This is a genomic window from Cesiribacter andamanensis AMV16 (assembly GCF_000348925.1).
Lineage (GTDB): Bacteria > Bacteroidota > Bacteroidia > Cytophagales > Cyclobacteriaceae > Cesiribacter > Cesiribacter andamanensis.
The window spans coordinates 1-3,059 of record NZ_AODQ01000217.1 but is presented as its reverse complement, the minus strand read 5'-3'; the positions used below and the strand labels follow the sequence as shown (position 1 = coordinate 3,059).

General features: G+C 50.8%; 1 rRNA gene. It reads right to left on the bottom strand.

What is annotated here, in order from left to right:
- Positions 1-105: 105 nt before the first annotated feature.
- A 23S ribosomal RNA gene (locus ADICEAN_RS20515) occupies positions 106-3,011 on the bottom strand.
- Between the last annotated feature and the right edge of the window lie 48 nt (positions 3,012-3,059).

Sequence of the window (3,059 nt, the reverse complement as noted above, 5' to 3'; positions counted from 1 at the left end):
GGGCCTGGCCCTTGTCTTGCTTCTTATATCTTGCTTCTTGCTTCTTTGTAAATATTATTTGACATGAAAAAGTGAAAGGAAAAAGATCAGATATGGGCATCTGGCTAAAGAAAACTATTTCGGGCAATTAGTACTGCTCAGCTACACGGCTCGCACCGCTTGTACCTGCAGCCTATCAACGTTGTGGTCTACAACGACCCTTTGAAGGAAGTCTCATCTTGAGGTGAGTTTCGCGCTTAGATGCTTTCAGCGCTTATCTCGTCCATGCGTAGCTACCCGGCTATGCTCCTGGCGGAACAACCGGCAGACCAGCGGCATGTCCAATTCGGTCCTCTCGTACTAAAATCAGGTCCTCTCAAACTTCCAGCGCCCATCACAGATAGGGACCGAACTGTCTCACGACGTTCTGAACCCAGCTCGCGTGCCACTTTAATGGGCGAACAGCCCAACCCTTGGAACCTTCTCCAGCCCCAGGATGTGACGAGCCGACATCGAGGTGCCAAACCTCCCCGTCGATGTGAGCTCTTGGGGGAGATCAGCCTGTTATCCCCAGAGTACCTTTTATCCTTTGAGCGATGGCCCTTCCATACGGAACCACCGGATCACTTTACCCTGCTTTCGCACCTGATCGACTTGTAAGTCTCACAGTCAAGCACCCTTGTGCTAATACACTCCGCGCACGGTTACCAATCGTGCTGAGGGTACCTTTGGAAGCCTCCGTTACGCTTTTGGAGGCGACCACCCCAGTCAAACTACCCACCACACAATGTCCCAGCTTGGCTGGTTAGGCATCAAGCAACAGAAGGGCCGTATTTCAAGGTTAGCTCCACGACGCCTGGCGACGCCGCTTCATAGCTTCCGGCCTATCCTACACATCTGTTGCCCAATGTCAATGTGAAGTTATAGTAAAGGTTCATGGGGTCTTTCCGTCCCGTGACGGGTACGCGGCATCTTCACCGCGACTACAATTTCACCGAGCTCATGGTTGAGACAGTGTCCAGATCGTTACACCATTCGTGCAGGTCGGAACTTACCCGACAAGGAATTTCGCTACCTTAGGACCGTTATAGTTACGGCCGCCGTTTACTGGGGCTTCAGTTCAATGCTTCGAGGTTACCCCCTAACATCCCCCCTTAACCTTCCAGCACCGGGCAGGTGTCAGGCCCTATACTTCATCTTTCGATTTCGCAGAGCCCTGTGTTTTTGTTAAACAGTCGCCTGGACCTATTCACTGCGGCTCCGCATTCCTGCGGAGCGACCCTTCTTCCGAAGTTACAGGTCTAATTTGCCTAGTTCCTTAACCATGAATCACTCGAGCACCTTAGTGGATTGCCACTTGACTACCTGTGTCGGTTTGCGGTACGGGTGGCTGTAATGTAAACGCTTAGAGGGTTTTCTTGGAAGTATGTTTGGCCCCATTATCTCCGCAGCCGAAGCCTTGGAGTACTATCAGCTTTCAGCACTCTCCGCGGATTTTCCTACGGTGAGTCTACCTACGGCCTTTAACGCACTATTCCGTCAGTGCGCAAGGGTTACACGCCTTCGTCACCCCATCACTCATTACAGTCAGTACGGGAATATTAACCCGTTATCCATCGACTACCCCCTTCGGGTTTGCCTTAGGCCCCGACTAACCCTGAGCTGATTAGCATTGCTCAGGAAACCTTAGTCTATCGGTGTGCAGGTTTCTCGCCTGCATTATCGTTACTTATGCCTACATTTGCTTTTCCAAACGCTCCAGCATGGCTTACGCCACACCTTCACAGCCAGATTGGAATGCTCCCCTACCACTAGAGACGTAAATCTCTAATTCAAAGCTTCGGTACTACACTTGATGCCCGATTATTATCGATGCTCTGTCGCTCGACCAGTGAGCTGTTACGCACTCTTTAAATGAATGGCTGCTTCCAAGCCAACATCCTGGCTGTCTGTGCAACTGAACCGCCTTAGTTCAACTTAGTGTAGATTTAGGGACCTTAGCTGTTGATCTGGGTTGTTTCCCTTTTGGACTCGGACCTTAGCACCCAAGCCCTCACTGCAGTGTATATATGATCAGCATTCGGAGTTCGTCTGGATTTGGTAGGATGTGACTCCCCCTAGTCCAATCGGTAGCTCTACCTCTGTCATACTCAAACCACCACGCTGCTCCTAAAAGCATTTCGGGGAGTACGAGCTATTTCCCAGTTTGATTGGCCTTTCACCCCTACCCTCAGTTCATCCAAAAACTTTTCAACGTTTACTGGTTCGGTCCTCCAGTGCGTGTTACCGCACCTTCAACCTGACCAAGGGTAGATCACAAGGTTTCGCGTCTACCCCCACTGACTCTGGGCGCCCTGTTCAGACTCGCTTTCGCTCCGGCTACGTGCTTCCAAGCACTTAACCTTGCCAGTGAGGAGTAACTCGTAGGCTCATTATGCAAAAGGCACGCCGTCACCCAACGAATGGGCTCCGACCGCTTGTAAGCGTATGGTTTCAGGTACTATTTCACCCTCCTATTCGGAGTACTTTTCACCTTTCCCTCACGGTACTAGTTCACTATCGGTCTCTCAGGAGTATTTAGCCTTGGCAGATGGTGCTGCCAGATTCAGACAGGATTTCGCCGGTCCCGCCTTACTCAGGAACACTCTACGACTGGTAACTTTACCTGTACGGGACTATCACCCCCTATGGTGGAGCTTTCCAGCTCCTTCCAGTTCAGATACTTCGTCGATGGTGAGGTCCTACAACCCCAGCACTGCCGTAACAGTACTGGTTTGGGCTCTTGCGCGTTCGCTCGCCACTACTTGCGCAATCATTAACTTATTTTCTCTTCCTCCGCCTACTTAGATGTTTCAGTTCAGCGGGTTTGCCCACCCTAAGGTGTGACTACTCTTCAAGTAGCCGGGTTGCCCCATTCGGAGATCTTGGGATCACAGCTTCTGTGCAACTCCCCCAAGCTTTTCGCAGCTTAGCACGTCCTTCTTCGCCTCTGAGAGCCTAGGCATCCTCCATACGCTCTTACTTATTTTCTTTATGCTCATTTTACTTAAGTAGTGTTGTTGTGATGGGATAATTACTTA